The following is a 17,931-nucleotide window of genomic DNA, read 5'->3' on the forward strand; positions in this document are numbered from 1 at the left end:
GTAAGGCCCTCGGCGAGAGCTGCGAACCCAGGCAGCCGCCCCTTCTCCGTCTATACCGGCCAAGACCAACGGGCGGTAAAGACAAAGACGATAAGTGCCCGCCGCCCCTGCACCACGTCGGAAACATGCAAGGCCCTCGCTGAGTGAGCAAGGGCCTTGCCGTTCGGTACTCCTGGCTACCAACCTTGTGAACCGTAAGACCAATCTAACTGCCCTTGCTCAGCAATGACTCAAGATTGATCATCAAAATATCCAAGAATTACATGTCTTCATGATGAAGTTCGATGCTCTTATGTACCTGTGGCTCGTACTGCTCGTGGGTCGCTTTCCGGTTGCCATCGTGTCGGACTGCGTTCACTGCTACGTGTAGGCATAATTGCGGCATGACAGAACCCTCGACGTACGAGCTCGAAGCATGGCAGAACATCCAGCGGTTCAAAGGCCGACCGCTCTCACAGGCGATACGAAATGCGGGCGAGCAGGTGGCCATCGGCGCTGAGAAGATCGGTGAGCGCGCCACGCAGTATTTGGAGGAAAGGCCAGGAGCTCAAGCTACCGTTGTCCGGGGACAGGAGCTCGTTTCCAGGGGAGCTCACGTGCTCGGCACCGGGGCTCGAAAAGCGGCCGAGGCCATTCCGGACGGAATTTCCGATTGGAGCGGCGCTGCATTTACATCGATGCGCAAATCGGTGGCTCGGGTCTCAAGGGCAGGACTCTCACCAAAGCAAGTGGTAGCGAAGCACAGGAAGCGAAAGCATGCCGTCAGTAACCTTTCCGACCTGCGACGTTTGGACCTCGAGCAGGTCGACGCTGTTCGTGGACGAGGGGCGAGCTGGGGATATCCGCTTGCTGCTGCGCTTTCTGGAGCCGGTGCAGGGCTGGCGATCTCCGGCGGGGAACTTGCAGTCCCCCTCACTGGTGGTGCCGCGGCAGCACCTTCGGGCGCCGTAATCGCCGGCGCCTTCGTTGGCGACGCCGCATTAGTTCTGGCGCTTGGGTCCCGCTGCGTCGGCGAAGTGTCGTTGCACTACGGCTACGATCCGGAAGAACCTGCTGAAAAGCTCTTCATCATGTCTGTCGTCAATGCCGGAACGGCTGTGTCCGCCGGTGCGAAGTCTGCCGCACTGGCCGACATTTCACGCCTCACCCAAGCTCTTGTCCGCAAAAAGACTTGGGAAGTTCTGGATAAATCGATCGTCTCTCAGGTCTCGAAGCAATTCGCGAAGGCATTCGGCGTTCGCCTTACGAAGCAGGGGCTTGGCAAGGTTGTTCCCGTCGCAGGAATTCTCGTCGGCGGGACCCTTAACTGGACCACTTTGGAAGGTATCTTTGACGCCGCCAATATCGCATACCGTCGGCGGTTTCTCCTTGAAAAGTACCCGCGCCTTGAAGAGGGGGAATCACAAGGATGGCTTCCTTATGAGGACCAATCCGGCCTAGACGACTCCGACGAACCTATCAGCGTGCTCGGTGAGATCGTCGAGGCGGGCGGCCCCGACCTGCACTGATCGTAGCGTCTCCGCGCGAGGGAGCGTGGTGTAGGTCTGGCCAGGCCGTGGACGCCGACCTTAAAGTGGGCCACAGAACAGTGACGCTGTGAAACGAACCGGCTGATTACAAAAAACGCTTGGCGATAAGAACCTTTTGTAAGTCGGGAAATGTCCACGCCTGCCTTTATATTGCTCGTATGGCTAATGAGGGCGCGACAAGGAAAAGAACTGCGACAAGGAAGTGCCCGGTTTGCGGGCATGAGTCTTGGCGCATCATCTACGGCATGGTTATGCCCGATGAGAGGGAGCAGTACCAGAAAGCGGAGTTCGCAGGCTGCGTCGTACTCACTGAAGAGCGCTACTACCCGCGGACCGGTAAGACAGAACTCGGTGTTCCGAAATGGGCCTGCCAGAACGGCGGGTGCGGTCATTACTGGTGGTGACCGCACCCGGGTTCTACCCCTCGCTTACCTCGTAAACGCTGCCCAACGCCGGGAAGTGGATCAGGGTCCGCAACACCGGTTTTCCTGTCGCAGCGAGAACAGCGCCGCGGTAGGCAGCCATTTGGCCAAGGTACTTTTCCCGGATATGGCCTTCGGGATCGCTGCCCGGATATGTCTTGTGATCAACAAGCACGTAGCCCTCCGGCCCCTCAAGCAGAAGGTCAATCCAGCCTTCCATCACCCTGTTCTCCGGGCGCCAGCCGATTGCAGCCTCACGATGCCGGATCCAGGCGGGGAACTCTGCGTCGAGGTACTCCTCGAAACGGGTGCCTGAGGTCACGAGAAGCGCAGGGGAGACCAGATGTCCGATCTTCCAGCGGCCAATGATTTGTTCCGCAAGGCCTAGCTGCTGACCGCCGTCCAGAGCACCGTATTCGGTGCCGAGGTAGGCATGGACGGCGTTTCCCACGGCGCCCCATTCGTCCGCACCATGCTCGGCGAGCCGAGAGCCAAGTTCGGCAGCCAAGGACACGGTCGCCTTGTCCCCGTCGGAACCCTCTGAGCTGGCGGTCAGACGCGCCGGAAGATACGCGGCGGGAGGTAGCTGACTCGGCGCGTCTGTGAAGTGTGCGGCCCCTGCGGGTACGGCCGCAGTCTGCTCCACCGGTTCGAGTGTCGCAACCCGGGCCGGAAAGACGCCGCCGCCGGCAACGTTCAAGGTCCCCGAGGCGCCTGGCGACTCAGGGTCCTCGAACAGGTCCAACCCGGGGTCCCGAACATCGGGTTCCTCGGTTGCAGACCAGGACAGAAGGGATTCGACGCCGAGATTGTTCAGCAGGCCAGGGACGTTTCCCTTGCCCGTCAGCACATTCGTCTCCACAGCCCGGGTCATTCCGACGTACATCAGCCGTGCCATGTTCCGCCGCTCGCGCTCCTCGGCGTTCAAGGCAACCTGGCTCTCCTTGCCGCGGGCATCCAGCGGAGAACCGGAGTAGGGGAAAGGGCTGGGCCAGAAGCGGATCCAGCGTCCGGCGAGGGGCTGCTCAAGATCAAGCGTTCCGTCCTGTTCCACGGCGGCACCGAACGCCGCGAAGCGCAGGTCCTTGTCCAGTGCTTCCATGACCACCACAGGCCACTCCAGCCCCTTGGCTTTGTGGTAGGTGAGGACGTTGACGACGTCCGGGCCGGCGTTCTCAGCCGACTGCTGCTGCTCCGAACCGAAGAACGTCAGGAATCCCCGCAGGGTGGCGGGCGAGCGGAGCGCCAGGCAACGCTCGTAGTAGTCCTCAAGGGCGCCGCGGAAAGCGTCGAGATTGCGCAGCCGTGTCGCCGGCGCGGACCAGGACTTGATTAGCCGCGGAAGTCCCAGCGCACCGACCACCGCTTCGAAGATTTCGGTCGGCGTGGCCGTCTTGGCCTGCGTTCGCAGCGCATCCAGCGCTGTCAGCAATGGTTCCGTTCTCCAGCGGTCCAGCACCGTTGAGGGCTCGACGGCGGACAGCAGTTCCCGCTGCCATGTCAGGTTCGCAGGATGACCGGGGTGGAGGGCCACGATCTCGGTGAGTGCCACCGTGTCGTAGCCGTCCGCCACATACGCCATTCCTGCGCGGGCCAACTGGATTTCACGGGCGTCGGCAAGCTTGCGCGGATTGCGGCTTGCCCGGATACCCAGGCAGTCAAGGGCCGCGGAGAGCGCCTCGACATCGGCGTTGGACCGGGTCAACACAGCAATGTCTCCCGGGCTGAACTCTGTGCGGCGCGCCAGGAACTCAGCAACGCCGGCCGCCGTGGCACGCAAGCGCTCGCCATCGTTGCTTTGGGGACGCGTCCAGGCCTCGAGGCTTCCGGGTGACCAGTCTTTGTGATCCTCCGGCAGCTCGAGGTGCACGGTGTCGTAAGCCATGCCGTGCTGGGCGAACGCGGGCTCGAAGACCGCGTTGGACAGCTCGACGACGGCCTGGTGGGACCGCCAGGACTGTGAAAGCTGCTGTCTTGTTGGCACGCGGTCAACGACCGCCTGCATCAGGTCGGGGTCGGTGCCGCGGAACTCGTAAATCGACTGCTTCGGATCGCCCACCCACACGGCCTCTTTCACCAGGCTGCTGAGCTGGAGGAAGAGTTCCAGCTGCAGCGGGCTCGTGTCCTGGAACTCGTCGACAACAAGGAAGCTGATGCGCCGGCCAAACGATGCGCGGAAGGCCTCGCTGTTCCGGGCGAGTTGGAGGACGAGGGTCTCCTGGTCCACGAAGTCCATGAGCCCGTGAAGCCGCTTGAACTCGGCGTAGGTCAGGAGGCATTCGTTGGCACAGGCAAAGATGCGCCGGATGTATTGCTCCAAGTCGGAGTGGAACGCCGGGTTGGAGAGAAGTCCCTCATGAATGCGTTCCCGCAGGTCCCAGAAGATCGACTTGATCGGCGCGGCAGGGGCGGACGCGATGAAACCGCGCCAGATCTCCCATGGTGTGTCATCGACGTTGACCGCCTGGTCGAGCTTCTGGATCACCTTGGGGTACTGCTCGCAGAAAGCCTTCGTGGTGATTTTCGCGGCTTTTCCGTCCGGACCGATTCCCGTCCTCGCAACGGTATCGAGCTGGATCCGCCGCTCGATGAACTCCCGGTGCCATACCTGCCGGTCGTCCTGGCCCGGCTCGTCCAGCAGTTCCCGGAGCCCGCGCCAGGACTGCTCGGCACAGGCGGCCAGATCGTCGGCATCAAGGAGATTGGTGCGCGCGGCGTCTACGATCGCGCGAACAGTCTCTTCCCACGGCTGGGCGTCCCGGGCTCCGTTTCCGTCAGTGCCCATCCTGCGGGCGATGGGCAGGATATCGGCTCCGTGCTCAGCGAGGATGGTGTCTGTGGCCAGGTGGAAGATCCCGTGGAGTTGCTCCTCTCCGATCACTTCAAGTGCCGGGGAGAGCCCTGCATCGATGGCATGCTCCTGAAGCAGTTTTCCGCAGACGCTGTTCACTGTGCCGATAAGGCTCGCCGGCAGTTGCTGCGCCGCGAGCTGCAATGACTCGGCCAGCTGGAGGTCTCCAGACGAGGCGGCTGAACCCGACTGGTCCAGAAGCCGCGCCCCGATGCGCTCCTTCAGCTCACCAGCCGCCTTCTTGGTAAAGGTTGTGGCCATCACGGCGTCGGCAGGCAGTCCGTCCTCGATCTTCTCGGCAATGACCTGGGTGAGATGGAACGTTTTGCCGGTCCCGGCACTCGCCGAGACCATGGTGACGTTGTCCAGCAGGTTCATGAAAAGTCCCCCTTCAATCCGCAGAGCACACCGAAATCGCAGAAACGGCAAGGCGGTTTTATGTGGTGTCTGCCAGCGTCGGCGTCCACCTGGGCGCGGTCAGGCACGTTTGCCGTGCGGGCGTCGTCGGCCGGCTGGGCTGCGGTGATCCGGCCCGCGAGCACCTCTTCAACAGTGAATTCGGCGGCCGCCACAGCCTGTGTCCAAAGCAGCGCGGGCTCAACAGCCCGGGGCAGGGGCGTTCCGAAGTGCGGATGGGCCGACGCGAAAGCGCCCTGTTTCAGCAGGTAGAACGCCGTCGGGTCATCGGGCGGGGTGTCGCCGGAATGGAGGGCCCACTGGTAGAGCGCTAGCTGGAGGGCGGTGCCCTGCTGGATTTCCTCGCGGCGGTACTTCGCGTTGTTGGTCCACTTGAGGTCGACGACGACGGTGCGGCCTTCCGCGTCGATGCCCACGGCGTCTGCGCTGCCCTTCACCTGGACCGTGAATTCCTCGCCGTCGGCGGACAGAAGTACGTCTTTTTCGAATTCCCGCTCGACGTCCTGGAGCGTTATGCCGCCCCTCGAGAGCTGTCTGAAGAAGGTTCCGATCGAGGCCACGAGGGTGGCGGTGACGGCGGCACGGCGACGCAACTGGCCCGGCAGCAGCAGTTCCGAGGCATAGTGGGGAATCAGTTCGTCGACGGTCAGCCGGATCTCTGTTTCGTCGGGAACTGCGCGATTCTCGGGGCGAAGGCGGTGGTGGAGGACCTCCACCACCTTGTGCGCGAAGCTCCCGAGCATTTGGTTGTCCATGGGGATGCCAGCGGCGTCGGCAACGTGCAGCTGTGACTTCTTCTGCAGCACCCAGGCAAGGGAACAGCCGAGCAGCGTCGTTAGCTGGCTGAAGGACAGCCGGTCCGGTCGTAGCGAGGGATTCGGGCCAACTTCGTGGACAGGCGGAGGTGGAACGGGCAGGTGCCGGTCCACGGGAACCAGGTGGGCGCTCCGCCCGGCGAACCGCCAGCGGCCGTCGGGGCCGGTGAGCTCGGCCGGCGTCGTGCTCAATAGAGCGATGCGTTCGGACAATGACTTCGCAGTTCCCTCTTCCGGACGCGGGGGCTGGGCGGCGGCCAGTGCCTCCAGGAGCGGATTGCTTTCGGTCCGCTCGCCATTGAGCTGCTGGGCCTGGATGATGACCAGGTTCCGGCACCGGCCGGCGGCTGCGAGCGTCTGCCCGGCCGAAAGCGCCGCGAGGCCTTCCGGTGACGGCAGGTGGACACCCACCCTGGCGAGGGTCTCGACATCGTGCGCGTCCCAGCGCCGTCCAGGAGCCATGGATCCACTGCGGAAGCCCCACCACAGGACGTTCTCGACGTTTCCACCGAGTTCGTGCAGATGGTTGAGCCGGAGCCAAGGACTGGCTTCCGCGGCGACTAAGGGGCTGGACGTTGGCGTCACCACGGCGGAGATGATGCGCCGGAGCTCGCGGCGGGAGACCGACGGGAGGGGCGCGACGAGCTCCAGAATCCGCTGTAGTTGGGTGGACGGGGCCTGGAAGACGGGGTCGACCGCGGCGCGGGCCCGCAGCCGCCCGGCGAACCACGCCGCGCTCCCCGCTAGGTCGGCTCCGCTGGCGCTGTCCCCGGTGATCAGGCCGGCGTTGAACGTACGGTCGAGGATGGCGGCCAGATCATGACCAAGCTGCTCGTCGTCGGCGATCTTCCGGATGGCCTCCTTCCAGGCGGCGCCGCCTGTGCCGGGTGCCTGCTGGAGGGCCTGGAGGAGGTGGTGCGCTGCCCGTCGCTTGACCGGGCTGCCGGGGAGCGACAGGAACTCAGCCAGGAGCCGTACGTCGGCCGGGGCCCAGATGAGCTCGAAGAAGAGGGGAATTAGCTGGTCCTGTACCCGCCACGGGGAGCGGGCGCCCACACCCAGGCGGGGCAGTCCATGCCCGGCAAGGTACTGGTCAAGGACGGAGGTGCTGTCCGAGCACACCACAGCTGTTCTGGCGTTGTCTCCGTTGGAAAGCCAACGGGCTGCCTGCTCGGCGGCCTCCCACTCTGTTTCGGCTGTGAGAATTGTCAGGCGCGGCTGGACAGTTGCCTGAGTCGCATCGCTGACTTGGACGCCGTGCCCGCGAAGTTTGGCGATGATGCGTTGCCAGATTGCGGGGAAGGATGTCTCGGGGTGCTGGAGGATCAGCTGGTCGATCCCGAGCGGCAGGGGAGTGTCGAGGGCGTCAAGCAGTTCCAGGGTGTCGTCCGCAAGCGAGGGGGCCAAATATCCTTGGGCATGTTCCGCGTCAGTCAGCGTGCGAAGCAACGGCGAAGGACCCGTGAAGTCGGGACCGTTTTCGGGCAGCGTGCCGTCCCATCCGTTGCTGACGGCGTCGTCCCGGCCGTCGAGGAGCTCCCGGGCGGTGGACCATGGATCTACCTGGAGCGAGGCATGGAACCATTGGTCCGGTGTGTCGATGGACTGAAGCCGCTGCAGGTACTGGCCGATGCGCTCGGCGTGCGGGGTGTCGGGGCGGGTAATGCCCAGCCGTGTCTGCAGCAGGGTGGTCAACCCCTTGCGGCCTACCCGCACATGGTTCAGGCCAGGCTCGGTGTAAGCCCACGGGGCTCGGTCCAGAAGCCATCCGAACTCAACGATCATTGTTGCCCCCAAGTGTTGTCTGCTGGCTTTGTACTACGGTATGGCAGGGTCCGTGCGGTAGTGCCATCGGATTACCCTGCTGTTTTCTGCGCGCCGCTGTCGCCTCCAAGGTCTACAGCGGCGGCCATCAAACGGTCAAAGCTCGTTACTCCATAGTCGGGAGGGGTGGCGGTGACGACGATGCGCGTCGTCCAGACAACGTTGTCCACACGCTTTATGGCAGGATTCCGCGCCTGCACAGGCGGTTTCGCCCGGACTGCCTGGAGTTCCAGCCCGGGAACACCGTTGACAGGTAGCGGCAGGGGCGCGCCGTTTTCGATCAGTGCCCTGAACTGTTGGGCGGACAACCGGTGTTCAATGTTTCCGGTCAGCCCCACGATTGTGTCGTTGAGTGTTGCGGTCAGGGCCTCCAGGAACTTGCGTTCGGTAGAAGCCTTCGCCTTGACTGCCAGCACCGTGAAGAGGACGGCGAAGGCAGCGGTAAAGAGGGTGAATGCTCCTCCGCTCCTGAGGCCCGGCACGAAGATCATGAGGACCAGGCATAGCACTGCGCCCATGATGGCGGACCCAACGAATATGCTTCCGCCGTCCTTTGCTGGCCGGCCGCTCCACTGTTCGGAGGTAAAGGCATGGAGCACACGCTGCTCCGGTTTGGGATTCGGCATCATTTTTCCCGTTTCGCTTCCAGCAGGGCCTCGGCCAGGATGATGGCGTGCCGTGCGTCCTGGAGATCGCTGCGCAGGCCCGGGTCCGGGTTGGCCACTGCAACCGCGTCCGGCGTCCCGCTGAGTTCTCCGATCGCCCTGCTCAGGCTCTCGCGTTCCTTCGCAATCATCCGGGATGACGTCAGTTTGATTTTGCTCTTCTCCAGGCCGCGGAGGGAGCTGTTGATCTCCGCGCAGCGCGCGCGGACCGCGGCCAGCCGCACGTCGACCCGCTGCGCCCTCTTCCGGAACAGGGGCTCCATTTTGAGCGCAACCTCGTGAAGTTCCATCAGGGCAGTGCTCCGGTCGGGTTCGCCGGCGGCATGTGCCAACAGCTCTTCGCACACGTGAAGCCGCTGCTCCCAGAGCTGAATACCGGTGGTGTTCTGCCTCAGTAGCAGTGCCAGGATCTCAACAATTTCGTTCAGGGTGTTGCGCCGGGCCTTGAGTTTGGCGCTCGCGGCATCAAGGCGGCCGATGAACTCTTCGTAGTTGTCCACCGGCGCCGCACTTTTGGTCGGCCACGGCAGCCTGCGTGGCTCCGCCATCATGCTGCACCGGCCTCGGTGCTTGTGGATCCGGCGACGCCGTCGAAGTTGTACTCGCGTAGGGACTGGGATCGTTCTGGTTCTCTGAGCAGAGCCATGGTCTTCGACTCGATCTGGCGGATGCGCTCGCGGGTGACGCCGTAGGCCTTGCCGATGGCATCCAGGGTCTTTTCCTCGCCGTCGTCCAGGCCGAAACGCATCGCAATGACTCCGGCCTCCCGTTCAGTCAGCGTGTCCAGGACCGCATGCACCTGGGCCGTCAGCTGTTCCTTGGCGATCTGGTCAACGACATCCACGTGCCAGGGATCGAGGAGCTGGTCCGCCAGCGGCTCGAGGCCCCCCTTGCCGTCCGGGACGAGGTAGTCCAGCGAACGTACGGGCTGGTCCAGCGCCAGAAGATACTCCACTTTTGCAGTCGACTGATCCGTGAGCTTGCCGAGTTCCTCAAGGTTGTATTCGAGCCCCTTCCGGGCCGCTTCACGCTGAATTGCCTGCACTTTGTGGATCTGCTCCACCATGTGGACCGGGAGCCGGATGACCCGAGCCTGGTCGGCCAGCGCCCGGGTGACAGCCTGCCGTATCCACCACGTCGCGTAGGTGGAGAACTTGTAACCCAGGGTGTAGTCGAACTTGCACACGGCCCGGTGCAACCCGATATTGCCCTCCTGGATCAGGTCCAGCAGGTCCATGCCGTGATACACGTACTTCTTGGCGATGGACACCACCAGCCGGAGGTTCGCCTCAAGCAATGCGTCCGCAGCCCGCTCGCCCAACTGTGCGATCATCCGGAGCTCCCGGGTCTCGCGGCGCCCGCGGGCAGGGCCGTCCGCCAGCAGGTGGGCAGCGTACAGGCCGGCCTCGATGTCCTTGGCGAGCTCCACTTCCTGCTCGGCTGTCAGCAGGTCCGCGCGGCCTGCCCGCTGGAGGTAGTCAGACACCCCGTCGTCGCTGAAGCCCTCCAGCCCCTGGAGTTCCTCACTCCAGCCGGAGTCCTCGAGGTCAAACGACGTAGGCGCGCTCTCGTCGTCCTCCTCCACGGGAGGCTCCACCGCCGACTCCAGATCACTGCCGACCTCCGGTCCAGCGCCGTTCCCGGGCGTACCCGCCGCGGGCTCACCGGGCTCGGGCCGTGAAGCCACTTCAGGGTCGGCCTGGCGGAGGAACTCCTGCAACCCGTCCTGGTCCGTCCTGATGTCGAAGAACCCCACGTTGCGGGCGAAGGGCAGAACCTTGCCCAGGAACTCCTCGCCTTGGACGTCCGGGTCCTCCACGGTGCCCTTGGAGTAGAGGACAACCAAACGTCCGGGCCGCCCGTCGGCCTTCTTGCGGATAACGCGGCCCAGCCGCTGCACCATCTGCCGCTGGCTCCGGTTGGCTGCAACGATGATCCCGAGGTCGGCCTCGGGTACGTCGATGCCTTCATCGAGGAGCCGCGGCGCGGTGAGTACCTGTGATGCGCCGGAGCGGAAATCCTCCAGGCCCTGCCGGCGCTCATCTTTGGCCATGCCGCTGAACACGGCCGAGGCGGTCGACCCGAGGGACGTATACAGCTCCTGCGCCCGCCGGGCGGAGTCCTGGGTCTGGGTGAACACCAGCGTCCCGCGGGACCCATCAACGGTTTCCTTCAGTGCTGCAAGTGCCAGATACTTCGTCTTGGCTTCGGCCAGTAGGGTGAGCCGCGATGACATTGCCCGCATGTACCTGCGCGCGATGGTTGCTTCCCGGCTGGGCGAATCCGAAGCCGCCAGCGCGGCCACGGCAGTGATGAACTGGGGGAAGGGCCGCCGCGGGATGCCGGCGTACGTCTCCAGGTTTCGCGCCGCCTCCACCATCACCGTCGAGAACTCGTCGTAGTCATTCTGTTCCGACGGCAGCAGGTCAACGCCGACCAAAGCGATGTCGAACGGGGCGATGACCTGGTCCTTCAGCGCACGGTCGTACCAGAGGTTGTAAATGACGCCGCCGAAGTAGGGGGTCAGGAGGTTCTCGTGCTCACCGTCCGCCCGTTCGAACGTGGCTGTCAGCCCAAGCCGCCAGGCGTACCCTTCCTGCAGGGCACCGGTAAACATTGGTGCCGCATAACGGTGGCACTCATCAGCGATGATCAGTCCCGCCTTGTGCGAGCGGAGCGTCTCCCGGTTGGACGCGGAGTGGACGATGGCCACGAGGATGTCGACGTCGTCGAGGGAATCGGCCCGGCCGTCGCCAAGGGCACCACGCCGAGCGGCGGGCAGGTCCCGGCGCAGGGACACCAGCCATTGGCGCTGAAGCTCGGCCGTTGGCACCAGGATCAGGACTTTGATGCCCTGCCGGACTGCCTCGAAAGCGGCGGCGATTCCGACGCGCGTCTTGCCGGAACCGGTCACGGCCTCCACCACGCCGCGGCGCGCATTCGAGTGCCAGGCCTTCAGCGCCTCCTGCTGCCACGGATACAGGAAGCCGTAGTCGTAGGAGGCAGGCACCGCCGCGGGCGGAGCCTGGACGGGCACCCGCGGAAGCGTCGCGACCGGGTGGGACCCGGCGTCGGCTAGTTCTGGCATTTCATCCCCCATTGGACGGTTCTGATCTGGTGCCTGAAGAGTATTGCGGGGCACCGACAATTTAGGTGAGCAGCGCCACTAACCGTCTTCCAGCACAGGTTTCCACGCCTGGCTCCGCGATAGCGCGAGCTTGAGCTCGCGGCCGCCGGCCTCCTCCAGCAGCCCGGAATGACCCACAACCACCAGTAGGCTGCGTGCCCGGGACAGCCCGACGTAGAGCTGCTCCCGGGCCCGGTCCATGTCCTTGAAACCGTTCACGCAGAGAACAACAACAGACCGTTCCAGGCCCTTGAAACCCAGCACATGGCCGTAGAACTCACCGTCGTTGGCGTGGAAGTCCCGCCAGTACTCTTCCGTGGCGCCGCGCTTAAAGTAGTCCAAATGAATGGGGTGGCGGTCCTTGGTGGTGAGAAGCGCGATCTGGTTGTTCGCCCAGCCCTCGTCGATCAGCGAATCCAGGCAGTCCCCGGCGATCTCGAGCGCGTCCTCGGTTGGGCAGTCCACGAACCGGACGGGCAGGCCCGTGCTTCCGCGGGGCTTGAAGTATTCGCCGGCGAATGGCTTGAACGTCTCAGCGATCTTGACGGTGTTCCGGAGGTTATCGTCGATGTGGATGGGCACGAAGGTGGCCATCGGCCCGCTGGTGAGGTCCGCCGTCGCGCCTCCCCAGCGCTGGTAGACGTCCTGCCGGTCGTCCATGAACGCGTATACCTCACCCGCGTACGGGTCGCTGGTGCACGCGAGAAGGGCGTCCCACCACAGGGGCGCGAAGTCCTGCGCTTCATCGACGACGACGGCGTCCAGCCGCTCGTGCGGCTCCAGGCCGGCTGCCAGCTCCTTCAGGAGGCGGGGCATCTCGACGTCGAAATAGTCCTGCCCCGAGCCGTCCGGGACTCCCAGCCCGCGCACGTATTCGTGGAACTCGCCCGTGAACACCGGCTTGGCTTGCCGCTTCCATGTCCCGACGCGGTCCTGGAGGTATTGCCCGAGGCCTTTGTTGTAGCAGAAGAGGCCTACGCGTTTGCCCTGCTTGCTGAGCAGCTTGGCCTTCTCGACGGCGAGCCACGTCTTTCCGCTGCCCGCGCCGCCGGTGAAACGGACCCTGTTGAGTGAGCGGGTTGCCTGGAGCAGCACGGACTGGCGTTCCGTGAGGTGGTCCTGCTCTGCCTCGTCCTCGTGCGAGGTGGTGGAAGGTACGACGGCGGTGTCCAGGTTTCCGCCCAGCTTGCGGACGATGCGTTCCAGGAAGGCCGGGGCCAGCGGGGAGGCGCCGCCGCCTTCGTTTTCGATGGCTTGGCGGACGAGGTCGGCGGGGGACTTGCTGCCGGTCTGGTCGAGGATGAGCGACCGGGGGCAGCCTGCCATGGTCCAGTCCCGCGGCACGTCGGTGTAGGGCAGGCTGACCATGTAGACGCAGCGGCTGCTCAGGCGCGCACCGAGCTGGTTCTCCAGCCAGTTCTTGAGGGCGTGGAGTGAGCTCTGGGACTGCGCCACGGGGCTTTGGATCTTGCGTCTCTGGGTGCGGTCCGACTGGTACCACTGCCCGTCCGTGATGCTGACCTGGCCGCCCTTGACCTCGATGGCAGCCATGCCAACGTTGGGCCAGAGGACCAGCAGGTCAATCTCGTATTCATTCCGGCCGTCGCGGACGTGGACCGAGTGGGCCAAGACGCAGTCATCGGGGAGGCTGTTCTTGAGGGCAGTCCAGACGGCCTTTTCCGCGTGATGTCCTTCGCCGAACTCCGGTTCTTCCGGAATGCACCTCATTGCCGCCCCCATATTGATAAACCGGCTCCCGGGCTTTGCGCTGATCCAACGTTAGCCGGGCTGGCCTGAATCACTACGGCGACACGGACAGGTCAAACTTCCCGATGTTAGGAGCGCGACTTGGCGGAGTCCTTGAAAGCGGCAAGTCCAAACTGGGCGCGGATATCAGCCAGGTCGCGGGTATTCCGTTCTATCTGCGCCATCTGGTCTTTTTCGATGAACCAGGAAAGGATGCGACTTGCGATCACAAGGCCTACCAGCAGTAGGAATGCCCAACCGGCCGCAATGATGAAGTCCGGCATGGTCAGGAATGCATTTTTCAATGCAATGGCGTCGTTCAGGCTTCCGGTCAGGCTGCCGAGGATGTCATTCAGAGTATCGGTGATTGGCTGAAAGATCGGTCCGGCAGAGAGCTGGGGACTCTCAAGTGTTGGATCTTTTCCGACAGACCAGCGCGGATCAGTGAGGTGGGCAAGAATATAGAACACCACCGCCAGATTGGCCGCAGCGAATGACATCGTTCCCGCAAGCAAAGCATTGACGGCCCTCGCTGTTATTTTCGGTAGAGAAGACACCGGGCGCCCAACGGCAAAGAATCCGCCGATAATAATGGCAGCGAGCCATACAAGAGTTTTCAATGTATCGACGCTGAAATCGCTCAGCATTTCCATGGCACGTTCCATCTTCCTAATGCAGTGTAAGAACTGTGGCCGTTGGCCGCAGAGTTTGGCGCGCCCGTGAAGGGCAGATTCAATAGGACTGAGTCGGGCGGACCGGACTAGCAGGGAGGCGTCCCATGGTCCAGCTCAAGTCTGGGGCTTCCACGGGCAGACGGCCAAAACGCGTGACGTTGACAATCTTGGCTTTGCCTTTCCGCCATGGGTCAGGGCGACTTCATCCGGGAGGCTGTTCAGGCAGCCAAGCCCATATTTCGCTGTTCGACAACGCTTGCGGCCATTCGCAAGGTCTCGTGTGCTGGAAGCTCGGCTTCCTTGTGCCTTCGGGACATCACTGCCAGCCGGTCAGCGAGAACGTTCAGTTCATGATCGGCGTGGCCTTTGACCCACTGGAAATGAACGTCGGCAAATGCGGTCAGGGCCTGTATCCGTTGTATCTCTTCGCGGCAGGCTGCAGTTGATTGTCCGGGTTGGAAGCCGCTGTCGTTGAGCATCCTCGCGGCTGTGAGGTTGTCGGAGGAAACGGTGACGGCGCAGCGTCCGTCCAAAACGCCGGTATAGGCGTTCTTGGCAGCACCGAGAGCCAGCCGGATTGCCCGAAGCTCGCTTTCCAGGATGCTTCCGCCGCCCACGGCCTTCAGGCCGGGGCGAAGCGGCAGGCCCTTTCCGAAATCCAATACCCAGCCGTGCCCTGCCCAAGGAGTGCGGTGTCCGATGGAGGCGTCTGTAGCAATCTCCAGCCGGCAGAACAGTGCATCAAGCCTCTCGGCCACGGCTTTTTCTGTCACCACGACGCCTACAGCAGGCGGATAGGAAAGATCAACAGGAAGCCCAAGCCCCAGCAACCGTTCGCGTGCAGTATCCACAACGGAAAAGACGGGCTCGTTCCCGCCCGCCGCCAGTTCCGAAACGGCGCGGGCGGCCTCCGCGTAGGCTTTGCCCCAATGCGGCCCTGCGGCGGCCTCGGTGATCCAGCCCGACCGCACTCCCAGAACGGCAGATTCGAACGTTCGTGCCACGGCCCACAGGATGAGGCCCCGTCGGGACACGATCAGCACTGTAAGTCCGGAACGCTTTGCGACAGCTTCAGCGGCCGAAAGGGATCGGCGTGACGGCGGAGTAGGGAACGGCATGTGGGCCTCCTTGCACGGATTAACTGATGCTCGGAAGGCTATAGGTGGGCACCGACATTATCGCGGGAGGTGTTCCCGGCTGGGCCGATGTTCAACTCGCGCGTCGCAGGTCCTGGACCACTCCGCCGGGCTCGAAGTCAAGGTAATGGACCGAATCGTTGAGTCTTCATGATGCGGTTCCTAGCTCGGCGTGGTGACGGTTTGGATCTCTCCATGAAACTCTTGGCAGAGGCTCAGCGGAACGGTCGGGGACTATGAGGGACGCGTCCCGACGTTCCACCTCAACTCCGTCGCCTCCACCGGATGGCGGCCTCGTTGGATGGCCAGGAGAATTTGGGCAGCGGCTTCCGTTCGCGGTACCCCTTCCTTGAGCCAATTGGTGTTTTCCGGGCTGGGAGCCGACCAACCGTTGCTGGAGAGCCAATGCGTGCTCATGCGCCACTCGTGAGAAGGAATACCCAAATCGGAGACGATTTCGCACCTAACTCCATTGCTGCCAGGCGTGGCCCGAGCATAGGGCGCGGCGGTGTGACTGTACTGGATGTGCAAAAAGGAACCGGATGGTAGTGCTTCGATTGCTTCGGCAACGAGGTTCTCGACGACCCGCCATTCTTCAAATTCCCTAGCTTCCCATTCATTAAGCTCTTCCAGCGTTCCCCAGCCGGAGTCGCAGTCAATGTACGAGGGCTCGTCGGGCTGCATATCCTCCGGCGGGTCCGATGGGAGAATTGTTTCTACCGCCGCTTCCCAGCTTCCGTAACGACGGATGAGCTCTACGGCTGAAGGATGTTCTTCTCTCACGGCGGCGGCCGCGATAATCCACTGGTCGTAAAACTCTATGTCCATGGGATTCCCGAATTGCATGCATTCCTCGGTGGAACGGTCGAGGACGTCCAGGTAGTCCAGCTCGGTGAAGCGGTGGTCACTAGACAGCATCCGCATACCCACCGAGTTCAGCAAACTTTCCCAAGACCCGTGACCGTAGCGTGCACGCAAGGTTCGTCCCGGAACGGGCCAGGGATCAGCCGGGTCGTTCGTAATTGAACCAAGGCGCCTCGACACTGCCTGCATACCGCTCTCGTAGTCCTCGTGAGAAATGGTCGTGATTGTTCTAGCTCGGATGGCAAGAGCTGTTGCTTCGATGACGGCTAGAATCTCTGCCATGCGCCGATATGGCAAGCGTTCATTCAGAATGCCGCGGAGCTCCGACACTGCGGTGAGGGACATCTTTCCCAAGGCCAATTGGTAGTCCGGTTCTATTTCATGGTGTACTCCCGTGACATACAGCAGGCTTAGCTTGTCACCGATCCGCCGTGTCGGGATGTCCTCGACCGTTTGACCACCGGGAATACCCGGGATGTGCAGCAGTTCCGCGGCGGTCGGGATGTCGATTGAAATACCCAGTGCTTTTAAAACTTTGGGTATGTCATCGCGACCAATTTCCGAGGCGTGGAGCCGCTCAACCATTTCCTCGTTGGCGAGCAGCACCTCGTTGGTTGCCGACGCGCGCCGCCGAACCGCGCGTGAGCGCTCCAACTCATCGCTTGGGCTGCTTTCCGCCATGATCAGGAGGCAGACCTCTTCAAGGTCCCGCTCCGTCGCCTTGGCGATCGCACGGAGCGGATCACCCTTCCTGTACCAGTCCATAAAGTCAGACTCGATTATCCAGTCTGACGGCACATGAATGCCCACATGATGCTGTTCCTTGCCGACAACGTCCCCCAATGCTTCTCGCCTATCCCTTCACCGAACGGATCGCATGCGCCCAAGTGCCGTAGATATTCCTTACCGATGCACCGGAGGGGCGGGAACGGCTCTCAGCTAGCTCCTGCTTCACCCATTCGTCGTAGCCTGCAAATGTCGCATTCGTCTCTTCTGCTGACGAGTGAAAGCAAAAGTCACTCACCGCGTCGTCGTAGTCCTCCCGGGTGAATTTGACGAGACCTTTGGGCCGCCCCTTGGACGCTAGCCCCCCATGGCCTCCAGGGCCTCGTTCCAGCCCCCGAAGCGCTTCATCACCGTTTGTCGGGTGGGCGGCCACGGGAAAGCTCCCTGCCGAGACACTAGGCCGAAGGCCACAACGAGTTCGTCGCGGAGCTCCTGGTAACGGGCGCCGGTGATGCTGACGGCCGGGTCCTCCGACAAATGCTTCTGCGCGGCGCCAATAACTCCCAGGATGGTCGCCACGTCGTCCGGCGACGCTTCGGCGGACTCCAGGGCGGCGCGCAGCTCACTCATAAGGGACAGGTCCAGGTTCACAACCGCCCACTCACGGTCGGGCGCAAGATTCCGGTCGGATCCCAGCAGGAACCAGATCCCGGCAGCCAGTGCCTCTTGGGAAAAGATGTCGTCGACCTGGGCCTTGGAGAAGAGAATCGCCGATCCCCTCAATGCATCCTCGGCCAGATCGACGTCGATCGTGGGGAAGAGTGCCTGGAGCTTCAGGACGGTATCGGGGCGGCTGACACCGCGCTTCGCCATCTGGCGGGCGAGGTTACCGTACTGAGCCAGGAAGGCTTCGTGCGCCGCCTTGGTGGCCGCTTCCCGTGCCGCGATCTGGTTCTTGCGGGATTCCTCGGCGTTCGTGCCGCCGACCTTGGCGATGATCTGCCGGACGCGCTCGCGGGTGATGCCGAAGCTTTGGCCGATGGCGTCCAGCGTCTCGCCGTCCGCGTAGCGCTCAACCATTGCAGCGTCGCGCTGCTCCCGGCTGAGTTCAGGAGTTGTTGTCATGGTCATATTC

Annotated in this window: 11 protein-coding genes; 1 reads left to right on the forward strand and 10 read right to left on the reverse strand. The window is 63.2% G+C overall.

Translation table 11 applies throughout. The features are described from left to right. Window positions 1-383: 383 nt before the first annotated feature. The gene (locus C3B78_RS19970; protein ID WP_104997062.1) at window positions 384-1,508 is read left to right on the forward strand and encodes an EcsC family protein; all 1,125 of its coding nucleotides are present in this window, start codon (window positions 384-386) and stop codon (window positions 1,506-1,508) included. Between the two features lie 438 nt (window positions 1,509-1,946). Here the strand turns inward: C3B78_RS19970 and C3B78_RS04845 are convergent, their stop codons facing one another. The 10 genes from C3B78_RS04845 to C3B78_RS04890 all read right to left on the reverse strand — a co-directional run bounded on the left by C3B78_RS04845 (window position 1,947) and on the right by C3B78_RS04890 (window position 17,921). Continuing rightward, window positions 1,947-5,180, reverse strand: a complete 3,234-nt coding sequence (locus C3B78_RS04845; RefSeq protein ID WP_104997063.1) for a UvrD-helicase domain-containing protein — start codon at window positions 5,178-5,180, stop codon at window positions 1,947-1,949. Then, window positions 5,177-7,819, reverse strand: a complete 2,643-nt coding sequence (locus C3B78_RS04850; RefSeq protein ID WP_104997064.1) for a PD-(D/E)XK nuclease family protein — start codon at window positions 7,817-7,819, stop codon at window positions 5,177-5,179. The genes C3B78_RS04845 and C3B78_RS04850 overlap by 4 nt, the downstream gene beginning before the upstream one ends. 71 nt (window positions 7,820-7,890) lie before the next feature. Continuing rightward, window positions 7,891-8,484, reverse strand: coding sequence for a hypothetical protein (locus C3B78_RS04855; RefSeq protein WP_158677185.1), 594 nt, complete (start codon window positions 8,482-8,484; stop codon window positions 7,891-7,893). Continuing rightward, window positions 8,484-9,074, reverse strand: a complete 591-nt coding sequence (locus tag C3B78_RS04860) for a hypothetical protein (protein ID WP_104997066.1) — start codon at window positions 9,072-9,074, stop codon at window positions 8,484-8,486. Before C3B78_RS04860 ends, C3B78_RS04855 begins: the two co-directional genes overlap by 1 nt. Continuing rightward, the gene (locus tag C3B78_RS04865; RefSeq protein ID WP_158677186.1) at window positions 9,071-11,611 is read right to left on the reverse strand and encodes a sigma-70 family RNA polymerase sigma factor; all 2,541 of its coding nucleotides are present in this window, start codon (window positions 11,609-11,611) and stop codon (window positions 9,071-9,073) included. Before C3B78_RS04865 ends, C3B78_RS04860 begins: the two co-directional genes overlap by 4 nt. Before the next feature lie 78 nt (window positions 11,612-11,689). Continuing rightward, window positions 11,690-13,378: a nuclease-related domain-containing DEAD/DEAH box helicase gene (locus C3B78_RS04870; RefSeq protein ID WP_104999643.1), complete on the reverse strand. Its 1,689-nt coding sequence runs from the start codon at window positions 13,376-13,378 to the stop codon at window positions 11,690-11,692. 107 nt (window positions 13,379-13,485) lie between these two features. Further along, complete coding sequence (locus C3B78_RS04875; protein ID WP_158677187.1) at window positions 13,486-14,049, reverse strand: hypothetical protein; 564 nt, start codon at window positions 14,047-14,049, stop codon at window positions 13,486-13,488. 239 nt (window positions 14,050-14,288) lie between these two features. Beyond that, complete coding sequence (locus C3B78_RS04880; RefSeq protein ID WP_104997069.1) at window positions 14,289-15,188, reverse strand: ribonuclease HI; 900 nt, start codon at window positions 15,186-15,188, stop codon at window positions 14,289-14,291. Between the two features lie 252 nt (window positions 15,189-15,440). Then, window positions 15,441-16,913: a TY-Chap domain-containing protein gene (locus C3B78_RS04885; RefSeq protein WP_158677188.1), complete on the reverse strand. Its 1,473-nt coding sequence runs from the start codon at window positions 16,911-16,913 to the stop codon at window positions 15,441-15,443. 240 nt (window positions 16,914-17,153) lie between these two features. Next, entirely contained in the window at window positions 17,154-17,921 is a 768-nt protein-coding gene (locus C3B78_RS04890) for a sigma factor-like helix-turn-helix DNA-binding protein (protein WP_234005521.1), read from the reverse strand. Window positions 17,922-17,931 lie beyond the last annotated feature (10 nt).

The sequence above is a fragment of the Arthrobacter sp. PGP41 genome (assembly GCF_002953935.1).
In the GTDB taxonomy this organism is placed as follows: Bacteria; Actinomycetota; Actinomycetes; order Actinomycetales; family Micrococcaceae; genus Arthrobacter.